The organism is Sabulicella glaciei, from assembly GCF_026183895.1.
In the GTDB taxonomy this organism is placed as follows: Bacteria; Pseudomonadota; Alphaproteobacteria; order Acetobacterales; family Acetobacteraceae; genus Roseococcus; species Roseococcus glaciei.
In genome coordinates this window covers 111,884-128,981 of sequence record NZ_JAPFQI010000003.1, presented here as the reverse complement: position 1 = coordinate 128,981, position 17,098 = coordinate 111,884, and the positions used below count along the sequence as shown (strand labels likewise).

Annotated in this window: 13 protein-coding genes; 10 read left to right on the top strand and 3 right to left on the bottom strand. The window is 69.7% G+C overall.

The features are described from left to right. Window position 1 precedes the first annotated feature (1 nt). Both OF850_RS07375 and OF850_RS07370 read right to left on the bottom strand, forming a co-directional pair. Window positions 2-745 carry an endonuclease/exonuclease/phosphatase family protein gene (locus tag OF850_RS07375; protein WP_301589333.1) on the bottom strand — a complete coding sequence of 248 codons (744 nt, stop codon included), beginning with the start codon at window positions 743-745 and terminating at the stop codon, window positions 2-4. A 150-nt stretch (window positions 746-895) separates the two neighbouring features. Then, window positions 896-2,593, bottom strand: coding sequence for an acyl-CoA dehydrogenase family protein (locus tag OF850_RS07370; protein ID WP_301589332.1), 1,698 nt, complete (start codon window positions 2,591-2,593; stop codon window positions 896-898). An 85-nt stretch (window positions 2,594-2,678) separates the two neighbouring features. Here OF850_RS07370 and OF850_RS07365 point away from each other — a divergent pair, with 85 nt between their 5' ends. The 10 genes from OF850_RS07365 (at window position 2,679) to OF850_RS07320 (ending at window position 15,901) form a co-directional block, all read left to right on the top strand. Then, entirely contained in the window at window positions 2,679-2,930 is a 252-nt protein-coding gene (locus OF850_RS07365) for a hypothetical protein (RefSeq protein ID WP_301589331.1), read from the top strand. Between the two features lie 156 nt (window positions 2,931-3,086). Further along, complete coding sequence (locus OF850_RS07360) at window positions 3,087-5,225, top strand: GGDEF/EAL domain-containing response regulator (protein ID WP_301589330.1); 2,139 nt, start codon at window positions 3,087-3,089, stop codon at window positions 5,223-5,225. A 13-nt stretch (window positions 5,226-5,238) separates the two neighbouring features. Further along, window positions 5,239-7,782, top strand: a complete 2,544-nt coding sequence (locus tag OF850_RS07355) for an ATP-binding protein (protein WP_301589329.1) — start codon at window positions 5,239-5,241, stop codon at window positions 7,780-7,782. 212 nt (window positions 7,783-7,994) lie between these two features. Further along, window positions 7,995-8,945 carry a crotonase/enoyl-CoA hydratase family protein gene (locus OF850_RS07350; protein ID WP_301589328.1) on the top strand — a complete coding sequence of 317 codons (951 nt, stop codon included), beginning with the start codon at window positions 7,995-7,997 and terminating at the stop codon, window positions 8,943-8,945. Window positions 8,946-9,006: 61 nt separating this feature from the next. Beyond that, entirely contained in the window at window positions 9,007-10,197 is a 1,191-nt protein-coding gene (locus OF850_RS07345) for a M20 aminoacylase family protein (RefSeq protein ID WP_301589327.1), read from the top strand. 76 nt (window positions 10,198-10,273) lie between these two features. Beyond that, the gene (locus OF850_RS07340; protein ID WP_301589326.1) at window positions 10,274-12,070 is read left to right on the top strand and encodes a peptide ABC transporter substrate-binding protein; all 1,797 of its coding nucleotides are present in this window, start codon (window positions 10,274-10,276) and stop codon (window positions 12,068-12,070) included. Between the two features lie 19 nt (window positions 12,071-12,089). Then, a complete protein-coding gene (locus OF850_RS23650; RefSeq protein WP_301589325.1) occupies window positions 12,090-13,049 on the top strand; it encodes an ABC transporter permease in 960 nt (319 codons plus the stop codon). A gap of 22 nt (window positions 13,050-13,071) precedes the next feature. Then, window positions 13,072-13,944, top strand: a complete 873-nt coding sequence (locus OF850_RS07330; RefSeq protein ID WP_301589324.1) for an ABC transporter permease — start codon at window positions 13,072-13,074, stop codon at window positions 13,942-13,944. After that, entirely contained in the window at window positions 13,941-14,930 is a 990-nt protein-coding gene (locus OF850_RS07325) for an ABC transporter ATP-binding protein (protein ID WP_456313842.1), read from the top strand. Before OF850_RS07330 ends, OF850_RS07325 begins: the two co-directional genes overlap by 4 nt. Beyond that, window positions 14,927-15,901 (top strand): ABC transporter ATP-binding protein, encoded by a 975-nt coding sequence (locus OF850_RS07320; protein ID WP_301589323.1) that lies wholly within the window; start codon window positions 14,927-14,929, stop codon window positions 15,899-15,901. Before OF850_RS07325 ends, OF850_RS07320 begins: the two co-directional genes overlap by 4 nt. Here OF850_RS07320 and OF850_RS07315 read toward each other — a convergent pair. Next, window positions 15,898-17,085 (bottom strand): potassium channel family protein, encoded by a 1,188-nt coding sequence (locus tag OF850_RS07315; protein ID WP_301589322.1) that lies wholly within the window; start codon window positions 17,083-17,085, stop codon window positions 15,898-15,900. The two genes, OF850_RS07320 and OF850_RS07315, sit on opposite strands and share 4 nt — an antisense overlap. Window positions 17,086-17,098 lie beyond the last annotated feature (13 nt).

Here is a 17,098-nt window from a genome sequence, read left to right as displayed (position 1 = left end):
GTCAGGCCGCCCGCGGGACGAGTCCGGTGCCGCCATGCGCGGCCGCGGCTTCGAGATCCAGCTGCGCCTTCAGGGGCAGGTGGTCCGAGGCGACCCGGGCAAGGGCGCTGTCATGCGCCTCCAGCTCGCGCACCAGCCCGCGCGGCCATCCGAGGATGCGGTCCAGCGGCAGCAGGGGCAGGCGGCTGGGAAAGGTCGCAGGGCTGAACTGGCTGCACTGGAAGCTCTGGTGCAGCGGCAGCAGCGAGGAGCGCCGCCCGACCCGCCACTCGTTCAGGTCGCCCAGGATGAGGGTCGGCAGATCCTCCTGCGCCAGCAATTCGAGGATCGCCCCGCATTGCTGGAGGCGATGCTGCTTCAGCAGGCCGAAATGCGTCGCCACCACGCGCAGCCGCACCCCGCGCAGGCGCAGGTCGACCGCAGCGGCCCCGCGCGGCTCGCCGCCCGGCAGGGACAGGCGGCGGATGCTCGTCACCTCGCCCTCGCGGAACAGCAGGGCGTTGCCGTGCCAACCCTGTCCTTGCGGAATCATGGAAAGCGGGATGTGGCGCAGCCCGGTCCGCCGCTCGAGTTCCATCATGTCCAGGAGGCCGATGCGGCGTCCGAAGCGGCGGTCCACCTCCTGCAGCGCAAGGAGGTCGGCGCCCAGTTCCGCGATCACCTCGGTGACGCGCCCCGGGTTGAACCGGCGATCCGTGCCCACGCATTTGTGGACGTTGTAGGAGGCGATGGTCAGCAGGCTCATCGGCGAACGCAGGTCGGTGTCATGCGGCTCGGGGTCCTCGGCTTTCAAACGAAGCAACGCGGAACGGAAAGATGGGAACGGGACGCTTGCCGCGCATCCCCGCCTTTCCCCAAGCCGCCAAGACACGGCAAGGTTTCCCTGCCTGGTCCGTCAGGCCGCTTCCAGCATCGCCCCGAGGCAGGCAGCATCCAGGTCCTCCACCCCCAGAGGGTCGCGGGGCAGGACGCGGTGGCGCAGCACCATGCGCGCCAGGGCGTTGCGGTGCGCGTCCCCGGTGCGCTCGGCCTCCCATGCCATCGCGGCAGCGGAGGCGAGGTGGTAGAGCGCCGAGGCCGCCTGACGTGCCAGGGCCGGGTCCTCCCCGGCCCGCGCCGCCAGGGCCAGGGCGCGGTCCAGCGCCGGCAGCGCCTCGGGCAGGGCGGCGCCGTTGCCCAGCAATCCGCGGATATGCGCCTCCAGAGCCGGCAGCGAGTTCTCCCGCGCGGCGGCGCGCAGCACGTCCAGCGCGACGATGTTGCTGGTGCCCTCCCAGATCGAGCCGAGATGGGCGTCGCGCAGCAGCCGCGCCTCCGGCCATTCCTCGATGTAGCCGCAGCCGCCGCGCACCTCCATCGCGTCGCCCGTGACCTGGCGGGCGTCGCGGCAGGCGCGGAATTTCACCAGCGGGGTGAGGATGCGCAGCAGCGCATAGGCGCCGTCCTCCCCGGCATCGGAGCGGCGCAGCGCCTCGGCGGTCTGGAACACCATGGCGCGGGCCTGTTCCGCCCGCATGAGCATCTTGGCGAGCTGGCGCCGCATCAGCGGCATCTCGATGAGGCGGCGGCCGAAGGCGACACGGTGCCGCGCGACGAACAGCGCCTCCGTCACCGCGCGGCGCATCATCCCGGCCGCGCGCACGCCGTTGGACAGGCGCGAGGAATTGACCATATCGGCCATCTGCCGGAACCCCGCCTCCTTCTCGCCGACCAGCCAAGCGGTGGCGCCGTTCAGCGTCACCTCGCCCGAGGCCATGGAGCGCGTGCCGAGCTTGTCCTTCAGCCGGACGATGCGGTGCCGGTTGGGCGTGCCGTCCGGCAGCGTCCGGGGCAGGAGGAAGAGCGAGACGCCGCGCATCCCTGGCCCCCCGTCCACCCGGCGCGCCAGCACCATCGCCAGCGCCGCGTCGGGGTTGGAGCAGAACCACTTGTCGCCGTGCAGCGCCCAGCTCCCATCCGCCTGCGGCTCGGCCGTGACGGCGGTGGCGGCGATGTCCGAGCCCGCGCCCTGCTCGGTCATGAACATCGCCCCCTGGTGCAGCGCGTCCATGTCCTGCGAGGCGAGGACGGGCAGGTAGCGCTCCACCAGGGCCGGGTCGCCGAATTTCCGCAGGGTGCGGGTCAGGCTGTCCGTCATGCTGACCGGGCAGAGCAGGCCGAACTCGGCCTGGGCGAACAGGAAGGTGAAGGCGTATTTCGCGGCTGGGGGCAGGGGGGCGGGCCAGCCGAACACCCCCGCGCGGTGGCTCATCGCCGCGAGGCCCAGCTCGCCGAAGGCCAGGGCCTCCATTTCCCGGTAGGCCGGGTGGTACTCGACGGATTGGCTGTCCTCGCCGCGCCGCGTGCGGTGGCGCAGCTCCGGCGGGTTGCGGTCGGCCACCCCGGCCAGGGCGTCCAGCCGCCCGCCGGCCAGGGCGCCCAGCCGCTCCAGCTGCGGGCGCAGCACCGCCAGCAGGTCGGCGGGTAGGTAGAGGGGCAGCAGGCGGGCGAGGGCCGGGTCGGCGCTCCACAGATTGGTGCCCGCGGCATCGGGCACGGCCGAGGGGCCGGAGGGAATGGCCCGGATCTCCCCGGACCGCGCGGCGACGTTCATCGGGACATCCTCCCTGGCAAGGACCGTATCCTGCGCCAGCCGGCCTTTCCCCTCAACCGCCGCGCCCGCCCGGCATTGTCCAGCCATGCGCCCGACCCTTGCCCTTGCCGTCCTCCTGCCCTTGCTCGGCGGGTGCGCCGATCCGGGCAGCATGTCCTTCCGCGGCAGGCCGCTCTCGGTGACGGACGCTGCGAGCCGGCTCAACGACGCGGCCTATTCCGCCGGGGCGCGGACCGGGGAGCGGCTGGGGATCTCCCCGCCGGCCGACACCCCCGCCGCCGGGGTGTGGCGCGAGCGCCCCTCCTGGAACGAACCGCGCGAGCCTCGTCAATATTGAGAAGAAGGGCGCCGAGTCTCATTTCCAGGACTCCGTCCGCCCATGTGGCGCGAACACCCCCATATCCGTAGAAACAGCATTTGACTTGGGGCACGAGCGCACCAAAGGTGGTCTGCCATTCCCGGATCCGTCTCGCTGGAGAGCCGTCGCTCGACCATGTCCCTGATTGTTATCCTCGACGACCGAGGCACCAACCGCCGGATCCTCGCCCGGCTTGCCGCCTCGGTCGAGGCGGGCGCCGAGGTCATGCCCTTCTCCAATCCGGTCGAGATGCTGGAATGGATGGACGAGAACCGGCCCGATCTCGTCATCACCGACTACCGCATGCCGCAGATGGACGGGGCGGAGGTGGCGGCCCGCATCCGGGCGAAGCCCAATGGCGCCGACGTGCCCGTCGTGGTGGTCACTGCCTATGACGACCCGGAGCCGCGGCTGCGCGCCCTCGATTCCGGCGCCACCGACTTCCTGATCACCCCGGTCGACCATTTCGAGTTTCGGAGCCGGATCCGCAACCTCCTCGCGCTGCGCCGCCATCAGGTCCGCCTGCGCGACGAAGCCCAGGACCTGGCGCGGGAATTGGAGTCCTCCGAGCGGTCCCGTCTCGCCCTGATCCGCGAAAGCCGGAAATCCCTCGGGCAGGTGATCGACACCGTCCCGGCGCTGATCAGCGCCACCGACCGGACCGGGCGCCTCGTCCTCGTCAATGCGCGGCAGGCCACGCAGGCCAACGCCACCGCCCCCGAACTTGTGGGGCACTGCCTCGCGCGGATGGTGGGCGAGGCGCGTGCGGCGCAGAGCCTCGCTGCCGATGCGCGCGTCTTCGCCACGGGCCGCCCCGTCCCGTCCTTCGAGGAGGACGTGCTGGACGCGACCGGGTCGCGCCGCACCCTGCTCACCACCAAGTCTCCTCTGCTGGATGCGGAGGACCATGTGACGGCCGTCCTGACCACCTCGGTCGATATCACGGAGCGGAAGCGGGCGGAGGAGCGGCTGCTTTTCCTGTCGCGCCACGACCCGCTGACCGGCCTCGCCAACCGCAGCGTCCTGGCGGAGCGGCTGGAGGAAAGCTGCGCCCGCCCCGAGCACCACTTCGCCCTGCTCTTTCTCGACCTCGACCGGTTCAAGGGCGTCAACGACGTGCTGGGCCATCAGGCCGGCGACCGGCTCCTCACCGAGGTCGCGATGCGCCTGTCCGAGGCGGTGGGCGACGAGGCGATGATCTGCCGCCTCGGCGGCGACGAGTTCGCGCTGCTCCGCCCCGGCATGCGCACCCCCCGCGAGGCGGAAGGCCTTGCGCGGCGGCTGCTGGCGGCGCTGGAGGAGCCCTTTGCCCTGCCCGGGCGCACCGTTTCCACCTCGGCTTCCATCGGCATCACCCTGTTTCCGGATGATGGCGACCGGGCGGATGGGCTGCTGCGCAACGCCGACCTCGCCATGTACCGCGCCAAGGCCGAAGGACGGAGCGGCTTCCGCTTCTTCGAGCCCCCCATGGACCGCGCGGCGCGCGAGGCGCTGCAGGTCGAGGGCGATCTGCGCCTCGCCCTCGCGCGCGGGGAATTCGAGCTGCATTGGCAGCCGCAATGCCACCTGCGCACCGGGCGCATGACCGGGGCAGAGGCGCTGCTGCGCTGGCAGCACCCGGAGCGGGGCCTGCTGAACCCAGGCTCCTTCCTCGCCACCGCCGAGGAAACCGGGCTGATGGCGCCGATCACCCGCTGGGTGCTGGACGCGGCCTGCCGCCAGGGCGCCGAATGGTCGCGCCGGGCGGGCGGTCCCATCCGCGTGGGGGTCAACCTCTCGCCTTCGCTGTTCCGCGGCGGCGGGGTGCTCGAGCTGGTCGAGCAATCCCTGGCCGGTGCCGGGCTCGCGCCCGACCTGCTGGAGATCGAGCTGACCGAGCGCGACCGGTTCGAGGACGAAGCGGCGGTGCTGAAGACGCTGGGCGAGCTGCGCACCCTGGGCGTGCGCCTCGCCATCGACGATTTCGGCATCGGCTACTCCTCGCTGCTTTATGCCCGGCGCCTCCCGGTCCACCGGCTGAAGATCGACCAATCCTTCATCGCCCTGTTTCCCGGCGACCGCTCGGACGCCGCGATCGTCGGCTCCGTGATCAGCCTGGGGCATGAGCTGGGCATGGAGGTCGTCGCCGAGGGCGTGGAAAACCCGGCGCAGCTCGAAGCGCTGCGGACGCTGGGCTGCGACGAGGTTCAGGGCTTCTTCATCGGGCGTCCCGTCCCGGCGGACCGCCTGGACCCCGGCGCGGCAGAGGCGCGAGCATGCCGGTTGCCCGCCTGAGGAAACCCGACCGGTGACCGCCGAGGCGCCGCGCGGCCTCCGTGCCCGGCTACGCGCCCTGCGCGGCCGGCCGGACACCGAGCACGAGATGAGCTTCAACCGGCTCGCCTTCGCGCTCCTGATCACCGTCTACCTGCTGCTGGAGGACGCACCGCGCCACGCGGTGGAGGTGGTCGCCGCCTATTGGGTGGTGGCGCTGGCGCTGTTCGTCCACATCCTGGCGCGGCCCGCCACCAACAACCCGCGCCGGGCGACGGCGCTTTTGCTCGACATCGGCTTCCTTTCCTACGAGCTATACGCGGGGGGCGAGGTCACCTCCGTGCTCGCGCCCATCTACCTCTGGGTGATCCTGGGCAACGGCTTCCGCTTCGGGGTGGGGTGGCTGCTCTGCGCCCAGGCGATCGCGCTGGTCGGCTTCACGGCTGCCGTGGCGGCGACGCCGTTCTGGAACGCCCAGATCCACCTTTCCGCCGGATTCCTGCTCGGCCTCGTCGCGATCCCGGCCTATTCTGCGACGCTGATCCGCAAGCTGTCGGACGCCAAGGCCCAGGCGGAAGGGGCGAACCAGGCGAAGACCATGTTCCTCGCCAGCGTGAGCCACGAGCTCCGCACGCCGTTGAACGCCATCATCGGCACGGGCGGGCTGCTCGAGCGCTCCTCCGCGCTGCCCGGCGAGGAGCGGGAAATGGCGCGGACGGTGAGCGATGCGGGGCGCCACCTGCTCGGCCTCATCGACGGCATCCTCGACTTCTCCCGCATCGAGGCGGGGCAGATGACCGTGCGCCGCGAGGCGTTCGAGGTCGCCGCCCTGTTGGACGAGGTGCGACGCATGCTGGCCGGGGCGGCGCAGGACAAGGGGCTTGGCCTCGCGCTCCATGTCACGGCGCGCACCCCCCGCATCGTGGAGGCCGACCGCAACCTGACGCGCGACATCCTGCTGAACCTCGGCAGCAATGCGCTGAAATTCACTGATCGCGGCGGCGTCACCCTGGCGGTGGACGCGCTGCCCGGTGAGCGCTCCCTGCTGCGCTTCGAGGTGACGGATACCGGCATCGGCATCGCCCCCGAGGCGCAGGGCCGCATCTTCGAGGCCTTCACCCAGGCCGACAGCAGCATCATCAACCGCTTCGGCGGCACGGGCCTCGGCCTCGCCATCTGCCGCCGCATGGTGGAGATGCTGGGCGGGCGCATCGGCGTGCGCAGCACCCAAGGGCAAGGGAGCACCTTCTGGTGCGAGTTCCCGGCCAGCCACCCCGAGAACGACTCCGAAGCGCGGCCCGTCCTCGCCGGGGAGGCCGTGCTGCTCGCCGCCGACCCCACGCCCTGGACGGCAGGCGAGCCCCGCCTCGAGGATGTCACCCTGCATCCGACGGCGGGGCTTTCCTCGGCGGTGACGCTGCTGGAGGCCCTCCCATCCGGCCGGCCGCGCATCCTGCTCGTGGACGCGGCCAGCCTGGGCATGACCGCGGAGGCGCTGGCCGCGGCCCTCGCCGTCCTCAATCCGCTCGGCGTGTGGCGCGTGGTGCTGTTGGGCGATGCGGCGGGCGAGGGCGGACTTCCGGCCGAATCGATGCGGCGCGGGTTCTTCTCGATCGTCCCGCCGCCTGCCTCCGCCTCCGCCGTCGCTGGGGCGCTGGAGGTGTGCGGGATTTCCGAGGCGGATCATGTGCCCGCGCCCGTCATCCTCCCGCATGTGCCGGCATCGCAGGCCGCCGCCCCGCAGGGTCCCGTGCCTGTGGGCGCAGCCCCCGCGCCCCGGCGGGGGCTGCGCGTGCTGGTGGCTGACGACAACCGCACCAACCTCCGCGTCGCAGGCAAGATCCTGGAAAGCGGCGGCCACCGCGCAACGCTGGTGGAGGGCGGCGAGATGGCCCTGGACGCGCTGGAGGAGGACGAGTTCGACCTCGTCCTCATGGACCTCAACATGCCGGACATGGACGGCATCGAGGCGGCGCGGCTGTACCGGATGCAGGCCATGGGGCGCCGCCAGGTGCCCTGGGCCGCGCTCACCGCCGACGCCACGGACGAGGCGCTGCGCCGCTGCCAGGAGGCGGGTTTCATGGAGCGCCTCGTGAAGCCGCTCACCCCCGATGCGCTTCTGGCGGTGGTGGAGCGCCTTGCCTTGCCGAGCGCGACGCCGCAGCCAGCGGTGGAGCCCATCGTCAGCCACCCGCGCTTCCGCTCCAGCAACCAGATGCTGGTGGATCAGCGCGCACTGGACAATCTGGAGGCGCTGGGCGGCCCGGAATTCGTGCAGAGCGTGGTCGAGGACTTCCTCCACGACGCCGACGAGATCCTGGAGGAATTGCGGCTGGCCGCGCTCGAGGCGGATGCGTCGCAGTATCGGGCACGGGCCCATGCGATGCACAGTGCCGCGGCCAATGTGGGCGCCATCGCGCTGTGCGAGCTATGCCGCACGGCCAAGGACATCAGCCCGCAGGAATTGCGGGAGCAAGGAGAAAGGCTGGTTGAACGCGTCGCGGGCGAGTTGATGCGCGTGCGCCCGCTGTTGTTGCGGCCCTCGGGGCGTGAAGAAACAGGCAAAGGCATGCATTAAGGTTCTGCAGCGCAAAAAGATTCTCTTTCCGTTCGCTGCAACCTTTCCAGAAATCGTGCAACTCATAGAAAATAAGGCAAAGCGGCGGCAAGTCCTCCGTGCGCAGACACTTGCGCAAAGTTGCCCATGCGAGGAACGCTTTTCGTGTTCTATTAACGGCAAGGCTGATCGGGCCGCCCCTGGTCCGACGCCTTCTCGACACGGAGCACGTCATGACCTTTGTTTCCTCGACCCCCGCCCTCCTCGAAGTCGCTCAGGGTTCCACCCCGGCCCCCGTTTCCCTTTCCTCGCTGCGTTTCGAGACGCTCGAGACCCGACTGGAAGCCGACACGGCGAGCTTCTGGGCCTACATGAACCCCGGCCCGAAGCCGTCCTTCACTCGTGAGTTGCTCCGCGATATCCTCGCGCAGCAGGCCATGCTGCGTGACACGCTGCGTGCGGAGCGCGAGGCCGGGCTTGCTTCCTCGCTTCGCTACTATGTCATGGGCAGCAGCCTGCCGGGCATCTTCAACCTGGGCGGCGACCTCGGCCATTTCGCGGACCGGATTCGTGGCCGCGACCTCGCCTCGCTGCGCCGCTACGGCCATCTCTGCGTCGAGGCGATCCACGGCAATGCCGAGGCATTCCGCTCCCCCGTCGTCACCATCGCCATGGTGCAGGGCGACGCGCTGGGTGGCGGCTTCGAGTGCGCGCTGGCCTTCGACGTGATCATCGCCGAGCGCAGCGCCAAGTTCGGCCTGCCCGAGATCCTGTTCAACCTCTTCCCCGGCATGGGCGCCTATTCCTTCCTGTCGCGCCGCATCGGCCCGGTCGAGGCGGAGAAGATGATCATGTCCGGCAAGCTCTACACGGCCGAAGAGCTGCACGCGATGGGCGTGGTGGACGTGCTCGCGGAGGATGGCGAGGGCGAGGCGGCGGTGCGCCGCTACATCGACCAGCACAGCCGCAAGCACAACGCGCAGCAGGCCATGATGCGGGTGCGCCGCCGCGTGAACCCGGTGACGCTGGAAGAGCTGAAGGACGTGGTCGACATCTGGGCCGAGACGGCGATGGGCGTCACCGAGATGGACCTGCGCAAGATGGTCCGCCTGACCCAGGCCCAGGAGAAGCGCCTCAACGCCGTCAGCCAGCCCGCCCCCGCCCCCGTCCATGCCATCGCCTGATGCCACTCGCGCTGATGCGCGCGAGGGGCCATGCTTCCCGCGCGACAAGAGGAGACGACCCGTGAACCACCCCGCGATCGAGGGCGCGAAGCGTTGGCAGTCGGAGCTGACGGCCATCCGCCGCGACATCCACGCCCATCCCGAGCTGGGCATGGAGGAGCAGCGGACCGCCGAACTGGTGGCGCGCGAGCTGCGGGCCCTCGGCATCGAGGTGACGGAAGGCGTCGGCAAGCTGGGGGTGGTCGGCACCATCCGGGGCACGCGGCCGGGGCAGCGCGTGATCGGGCTGCGGGCGGACATGGACGCGCTGCAGATCACGGAGCAGACGGGGCTGCCCCATGCCTCGCAGAACACCGGTGTGATGCATGCCTGCGGCCATGACGGGCACACCACCATGCTGCTCGGCGCAGCACGTTGGCTGGCAGAGAACCGGGACTTCGCGGGGACGGTGCACCTGATCTTCCAGCCCGCCGAGGAAGGGCGCGGAGGCGCACGCGCGATGCTGGCGGATGGGTTGTTCGAGCGCTTCCCCTGCGACGCGGTCTATGGGCTGCACAACAAGCCCACCATGCCGGCGGGGCGCTTCGCCATCCGGTCGGGCCCGGCCCTCGCGGCGGCGGACCGTTTCGAGGTCACCTTCCGTGGCACCGGCGGGCATGGCGGCTCGACGCCGCATCTCGCGACCGATGTCACGGTGGTGCAGGCGCATTTCGTGCTGGCGCTGCAGACGATCATCGGCCGCAATGTTCCGGCGGTGGAGGCGGCGGTGTTGAGCGTCGGTTCGATCCAGGGCGGCTCGCCCATCTCGCCCAACGTCATGCCCGCGGAACTTGTCGTCACAGGCACGGCGCGGTCCTACACGCCCGGGGTGCGCGACCTGCTGGAGCGGCGGATCGGCGAACTTGCGAACGGCCTTGCCACCGCGCATGGCTGCACGGCCGACGCGCGCTACATCCGCGGCGTCCCCGCCACGGTGAACCACGAGGAGCAGACCGACGTCGCGCGCGCCGCGGCAAGGGCGCTGGTGGGTGCGGAAGGGGTGGGCACCCACGCCCCGGTGACGGGCGCGGAGGATTTCGCGCTGATGCTGGAAGCGCGGCCCGGCGCCTTCATGTTCATCGGCGGCGGCAGCGGGCCGGACGGCACCTCGCCCAACCTTCACACGCCGCATTTCGACTTCAACGACGAGATCATCCCGCTCGGCGTCGCCTGGTGGGCGAGCGTGGTGCAGCAGGAGCTTGGCGGAGCGTAGGAGCCTGAAAAAATTCGTGCGGTATGACGGCGGCTTCATGTAGCCTTCGTGACAACGAGGCTACGGGAGATTGGGGATGACGGAAGACGACCTCCGGCAGATGATCGGCCGCGTGAAGCGCGGCAGCCTGTCGCGGCGTGGCTTCGTGCGGCGCCTTGCCGCCTTCGGCCTCACGGCGCCGATGGCGACGCAACTCCTGGCGATCGCTGGCGCGGCCCCGGCCGCGGCGCAGGGCGTACCGGAGTACCGGCCGGCGCGGCGCGGCGGCGGCGGCCAGCTGAAACTGCTGTACTGGCAGGCTTCCACGCTGCTGAACCCGCATTTCGCCGTCGGCACGACCAACCAGGATGCCAGCCGCACCTTCTATGAGCCGCTGGCCGGATGGGCCTCAGATGGCACGCTGCACCCCATCCTCGCGGCTGAGATTCCCTCGGTGGAGAATGGCGGCCTCGCCGAGGACGGGCGCTCCGTCACCTGGAAGCTCAAGCGCGGCGTGAAGTGGCACGACGGGCAGGATTTCAGCGCCGACGACGTGGTGTTCAACTGGGAGTACAACCGCAACCCGGCCGTCGCGACCGTCAGCTCCGGCTCCTATCGCGACATCAACGTCGTGAAGCTGGATGACCACACGGTGCGGGTGGAGTTCGAGAAGCCCACGCCCTTCTGGGCGGATGCCTTCGTCGCCTCGCGCGGGACGATCATTCCCCGCCACCTGTTCCGCGACTATGCCGGCGCCAATTCCCGCGACGCGCCCACCAACCTGCGCCCCGTGGGCACGGGGCCCTACCGTTTCGTCAGCTTCGCCCCGGGCGACACGCTGCGCGGCGAGCTGAACCCCAACTACCACCGGGACAACCGCCCGTATTTCGACAGTTTCGAGATCAAGGGCGGCGGCGACGCCGTGTCGGCGGCGCGGGCTGTGCTGCAGACCGGCGATTTCGACTATGCCTGGAACCTCCAGGTGGAGGACGAGATCCTGAAGCGGCTCGAAGCCGCCAACCGGGGCCGCGTGAACATCGTCGAAGGCGGCAACATCGAGTTCATCCAACTCAACGTCACCAACCCGCACGAGGAGGTGGACGGAGAGCGTTCCTCCATCAAGACGACGCACCCTGCCTTCTCCGACCCCGCGGTCCGGCAGGCCATGGCGATGCTGGTGGACAAGAACTCCATCCAGCAATTTATCTATGGCCGTGGCGGACCGGCGACCTCCAACTTCCTGAACAACCCGCCCCGGTTCCGCTCGCCCAACACGCGGTCGGAGTTCAGCATCCAGAAGGCCAACGAGATCCTCGACCAGGCTGGCTGGGCGAGGGCGCGCGACGGCATCCGTGCCAAGAACGGCGTGCGGCTGCGCTTCGTGTTCCAGACCTCGGTCAACGCGCCGCGCCAGCGCACCCAGGCCATCATCAAGCAGGCGGCGCAGCGCGCCGGCATCGACCTGGAGCTGAAATCGGTGACGGGGTCGGTCTTCTTCTCTTCGGACGTGGCCAATCCGGACACCTACACGAAGTTCTACGCCGACATGCAGATGTACACGACGACGATGCCGCAGGCGGACCCGCAGCTCTTCATGAATCAGTACACCTCCTGGGAGGTGGCGACGCGGGAGAATTCCTGGCAGGGCCGCAACATCGTCCGCTGGCGCAACGATGAGTACGACGCTGCCTTCCGCCAGTCTGAGGCGGAGCTGGACCCGGTGAAGCGCGCGGCGCTGTTCATCCGCATGAACGACCTGATCGTCGGCAGCAACCACGTCATCCCGCTGATCAGCCGTCCCTTGACCAGCGCGAGCCTGAACAACCTGCGCCACGTGCTCAGCGCCTGGGACAACACAACGTGGCTGCTCGGCGACTGGTACCGCGAGACCTGATGAAGGCGTTTCGTCGCGCGTGACCCAGTATCTCATCCGGCGCCTGCTGATCGCGATCCCGAGCCTGCTCGGGATCAGCGTGGTCCTGTTCACCGTGCTCGCCCTTGCGCCGGGCGACCCGTTCGAGGAGTTGGCGACCAACCCGGCGATCCCGCCCGAGGTGCGCGCCAATCTGCGCGCCAGCCTCGGGATCGATGACCCCATCTGGCAGCGCTACTTCAGCTGGCTCTTCGCCATGTTGCGCGGCGAATGGGGCTATTCCTTCGTGTCGCGCATCAATGTTGACCAGCTGATCCTTCAGCGCCTGCCCGTCACGCTGGTGGTGATCGGCGCCTCGCAGGTCGTCGCGCTCGCCATCGCCTTGCCGGTGGGCGTCTATGCGGCCACGCGGCCCTATTCAGTCTTCGACCAGATCGCCAACACCCTGGCCTTCGTCGGCTTCTCGCTGCCCACCTTTTTCACCGGGCTGCTCTTCATCCTCCTCTTCTCCATCTACCTGGACTGGCTGCCCTTCGTGTACCGGACGGAGCTGTCCGAAACCGGCTGGCGATGGTGGTGGGAGCAGCTTCGCCAATCCATCATGCCGGTGATGGTGCTGGGCCTCTTCCAGGGTGCGGCCTGGACACGCTTCGTCCGCTCCGCCGTGCTGGACGTGATCCGGCTGGACCACGTCACGACCGCGCGCGCCAAGGGCCTGCCCGAAAGCCGCGTCACCCTGCGCCACGTGGTCCGCAACGCGCTCATCCCGGTGGTGACGCTGGTGGCACTGCAGATGCCCATCGTCTTCGGCGGCGCCATCGTGACGGAGCAGATCTTCCGCGTGCCCGGCGTCGGCTCGCTGCTGATCAGCGCCATCCTGGCCAACGACACGCCGGTGATCATGGCCGTCACCTTCGTCTTCGCCGGCCTTGTCATCTTCTTCAACCTCCTCGCGGACATTCTCTATGGCTGGCTCGATCCCCGCATCAGCTACCGCTAGCCCCGCCGCGCCGCGCAAGCGGGTGACGCCATGGCAGGAGGCGTGGCGCCGCTTCCGCAAGCACCGGCTCGCCGTAGTCAGCGCGGTGATCCTGGCACTGCTCATCCTCGCCGTACTGATCGGTCCGCTCATCTGGGCCGTGCCGATCGACGAGATCGATTTCACGGCGCGGCTCCAGGGGCCGTCCTGGGAGCATCCGCTGGGCACGGACGATCTGGGCCAGGACATCCTGGCGCGGGTGCTTTATGGCGGGCGCATCTCGCTCGCCGTCGGCTTCGCGGCGATGGCGGTGGCGGTTGTCGTCGGCACCTTTGTCGGCGCGGTGGCGGGCATGGCGGGCGGTCGGCTCGATGCCGCGCTGATGTGGCTGACTGACCTGTTCCTTTCCCTGCCCGAACTGCCGCTGCTGCTGCTCATCATCTACCTGTTCCGCGACGCGCTGACGGGAATCGTGGGGCCGGAGATGGGGGTGTTCATCCTGATCGTCACGGTGATCGGCGGGTTCCGATGGATGCCGGTGGCGCGCCTCGTGCGCGCGCAATTCTTCTCGCTGCGGGAAAAGGAATTCGTGGAAGCGGCGCGCGCGCTGGGAGCCTCGCGCCCGCGCCTCGTGCTCCGGCACATCCTGCCCAACGCGCTCGGGCCGGTGATCGTGGCGGCGACGATCGACGTTGCGGCCGCGATCATTGCGGAGTCCACCCTGTCCTTCCTCGGCCTCGGCTTCCCGCCCGACATCCCGACCTGGGGACGCATCCTGTTCGACGCGAAGGACAATCTCGACTTCGCGCCACATTGGGCGATCTTCCCGGGTCTCGCTATCTTCCTCACCGTGCTGTCCATCAACTTCGTCGGCGACGGGCTGCGCGACGCGCTCGACCCGAGGCGTGTGAAGTGACGTTGCCGCGCCTGCTGGAGATCGAGGGGCTCAAGGTCCATTTTCAGACCGATGACGGCACGGTCCGCGCCGTGGACGGGGTGAGCATCGGCGTGGATCGCGGCGAGACCGTCTCGGTGGTGGGCGAGTCCGGCTGCGGCAAGACCGTCACGGCGATGACGGTGCTGAAGCTGATCGCCATGCCGCCGGGCCGCATCGCGGAAGGGCGCATCCTTTGGCAGGGACGGGACATCGTCCCCATGGACCCGGAGCAGATGCGCGCCATCCGCTCCAAGGAGATCGGCTTCGTGTTCCAGGAGCCGATGACCTCCTTGAACCCGGTCTACACGGTCGGCCAGCAGATCGCCGAGACGGTGCGCCAGCACGAGGGCGTCTCCCGCAAGGCGGCGCTGGACCGTGCGGCGGAGATGCTGGGCCTCGTGCAGATCCCGAACCCGTCGCGCCGCGTCCATGACTACCCGCACCAGTTCTCGGGCGGGATGCGGCAGCGCGTGATGATCGCCATGGCCTTGTCCTGCAACCCGAAGCTCCTGATCGCGGACGAGCCGACCACCGCGCTCGACGTCACCATCCAGGCGCAGATCCTCGACCTGCTGAACGAAATGAAGGAAAGGCTGGGGATGGCGGTGCTGCTCATTACCCACGCCATGGGGGTGGTGGCGGAAACCGCGCAGCGCGTGGTCGTGATGTATGCCGGGGTGGTGGTGGAGGAGGCGCCGGTGGAGGCGCTGTTCGAGCGTCCGCTGCACCCCTACACCCAGGGCCTGATCCGCTCCATCCCGCGCCTCGACCTGGCGGCGACGGAGCACCGGCGGCTGGAGGCGATCCCCGGCACGGTGCCGAGCCTCCTGAACCCGCCCACGGGCTGCCGCTTCGCCGCGCGCTGCCGCCACGCCATCCCCGAATGCACCGCCGGGGAACCGGCCCTGCGCGAGATCCAGCCAGGGCACACGGCCCGCTGCATCCGTGCGGAGGAGTTCCTGTGACCCAGCCCCTCCTGCGCGTGGACAATCTGGTGAAGCGCTTCGCGGTGAAGGGTGGCATCCTGCGACGCACGGTGGGGGAGGTGCATGCGGTCAGCGGCGTGTCCTTCGACCTCGCGCCCGGCGAGACGCTGGGCCTGGTCGGCGAGTCCGGCTGCGGCAAGTCCACCACCGGGCGGCTGATCCTCCGGCTGATCGAGCCCACCTCTGGCCAAGTCTGGTTCGACGGCCAGGAGGTCACGGCGCTCGACCACGCGCAGATGACCGCGCTGCGGCGCGACATGCAGATCATCTTCCAGGACCCCTTCGCCTCGCTCAACCCGCGCATGACGGTGCGCGATATCATCGCCGAGGCGCTGATCATCCACGGCCTGGCGAAGACCGCGCGCGAACGCGAGGACCGCGTCGTCGAGCTTCTGGAAACGGTCGGGCTCAACGCCGACCAGATGCGCCGCTTCCCGCACGAATTCTCCGGGGGGCAACGCCAGCGCATCGGCATCGCCCGCGCCCTGGCCGTCTCGCCCAAGCTGGTGATCTGCGACGAGCCGGTTTCCGCGCTCGACGTGTCGATCCAGGCCCAGGTTGTGAATCTGCTGGAGGATCTGCAGGAGAAGTTCGGCCTCACCTTCCTGTTCATCGCGCATGATCTGTCGGTGGTGGAGCACATCAGCGACCGCGTGGCTGTGATGTATCTCGGCCGCATCGTGGAGATCGCCTCCTCGCGCGAGCTTTATGCCTCGCCGATCCACCCCTATACGGAGGCGCTGCTATCCGCCGTGCCCATCCCGGACCCCAAGGTGCGGCGGCAGCGGATCCGGCTGAAGGGCGACGTGCCCAGCCCGCTCAACCCGCCGTCGGGCTGCGTCTTCCACACGCGCTGCCCCATCGCCAATGCCACCACCTGCCGCACCGTGGTGCCGCCGCTGGAGGAAAAGCGGCCCGGACACTGGGCCGCCTGCCACCTGCGCAGCTAGGTGGAGGCGGGCGTTTCCTCGTCCACGAGGCTGTCTGCCTCCGCGGCGGCGCCTGGATCATTGTCTCCGGTCAACTCGTCCCAGTCGTAACCCAGGCGCCCGGCCACCTCGCGCAGTGGGCCCTCCCACTGCGCGCGGCGGTCCAGATAGACGCGCGTGGCTTCCTCCAGGTCCGGACGCTCGGCGATGCCTGCTTCGGCCAGCCGCGCGCGGGTCCGTGCAATGCGTTGGGCGAGGCGTCTCCGGTCGCGCGGTGTCCATTCCGCAGCTTCTGTGCGGGGCACATGCAGCGTGGCGGACAACTCCCGGATGGCCTGGGAGGCTGTATCCTCCAGCGCTGTCAGGGCCGGATGGCCGCATGCCTCGGGATAGTGCTCCGGGTCGGGGAAGGCGCGCAGCACCGCGTCGGTCTCGAGGGCCAGGAACAGCATGCGCGGCAGCCCGTCATGCACCTCGGGCGGGTGGAAATAGCGCGTGACCGGATGCTCGACATGGCTTTCCAGCACCGCCTGGAGGTTGTACGCGGCCTTGCGCAGCACCTCGTCCAGGCCGACGAAGCGCCCCTCCAGGTGGTGCCGTGCGAGCAGGGCCGCGGCCGCATCCGGACCTCGCGCCGCCTCCTGGAACAGGGCGCGGGCCGCGGCGCGCCGACGCTCCAGCACGCCGTTCACGTTCAGGAAATAGGCGACGGTGAGCGGGATGGCGACGAAGCCGGTGACCGCCTGCAGCAGCGCGACGAGCCGCATCGGCGTGGCGCGGGGCACGATGTCGCCATAGCCGAGCGTCGTCAGGGTGATGCCGCTGAAGTACACGGCCTGGAGAAAGGCGGGCGCCTCCTCCGCGCCCTCGTCCACGCGGAACCCGCCCGGCATCCAGGGCCAGTAGATCAGCCCGAAGCCGATCGTGAGCAGTCCGACCAGGGTCGTCAGCAGCAGGGGCAGCATCAGCGGGCCGACGCGGCTCAAGGCCCGATGCCGGCCTTCCCGCGGCAAACGTGACGAGTATGCCATCGCGAGGCGCCACGCCGTGCGGCTCAACCCCTCGGCGACGGGGCCGGCGCGTGCCCTCGCATGGAGGACGGTGGCATAGACTTCGTAAGCCGCCGCGAGCAGCAGGACGCAACCAGCCAAGGTCGCCGCGAGGGCGCTGAGCCAAGACACCAGCGCCTCCATCGGTCGGGGCATCCGGGTCCTGGAA